This is a genomic window from Streptomyces sp. CC224B (genome assembly GCF_030010595.1).
Taxonomy (GTDB): Bacteria; Actinomycetota; Actinomycetes; order Streptomycetales; family Streptomycetaceae; genus Streptomyces; species Streptomyces longispororuber.
The window spans coordinates 1-474 of the sequence record NZ_JASCXL010000265.1 but is presented as its reverse complement, the minus strand read 5'-3'; the positions used below and the strand labels follow the sequence as shown (position 1 = coordinate 474).

General features: G+C 65.8%; 1 protein-coding gene. It reads left to right on the top strand.

Annotated elements, in window-relative coordinates:
* Window positions 1-342 (top strand): hypothetical protein (locus QK440_RS41280; RefSeq protein WP_282798402.1); only part of this gene is annotated, 342 nt, incomplete at its 5' end.
* Between the last annotated feature and the right edge of the window lie 132 nt (window positions 343-474).

The following is a 474-nucleotide window of genomic DNA, read 5'->3' as shown; positions in this document are numbered from 1 at the left end:
GAGGGAGGCGAGTGCATGCCGTCTGCTTCAGAGGTGAGGGATCTGCTGGTTCCGCACTTGATGGGCAAGTTGTTCTCGGGCACTTCTGAATTGACCGTGACCGGCTTGGGTGTGGTGGAGCACAGGCGGACGTTCACGCTGGTGGTCGAGCTGGAGGCTTTCCAACAGCGGTGGCGGGTCCGGTTGGAGAGCGACCGGCAGCAGATGGCGATCTTCAACGGTCAACCGCCGCACCACCTCGTCCGTGGCATCGCCAACGATTTCCGTATCCGTCTGTTCGAGTGGTGGGATACGAAGGATGGCGACCGGCAGGCGGCGAAGCTCGGCGAACGCCTCGACTGAGCCGCCGCCCCAAGCTCGCAACGCCCCCGCAGCTGGATGGCTGCGGCGGCGTTGTGGTGCCCGGCCCGCCGAACTGCGGCTTAGGCCTGCGGCCAGAGCTGGAGCACGTACTGCTCGACGCCGTCGACTGCC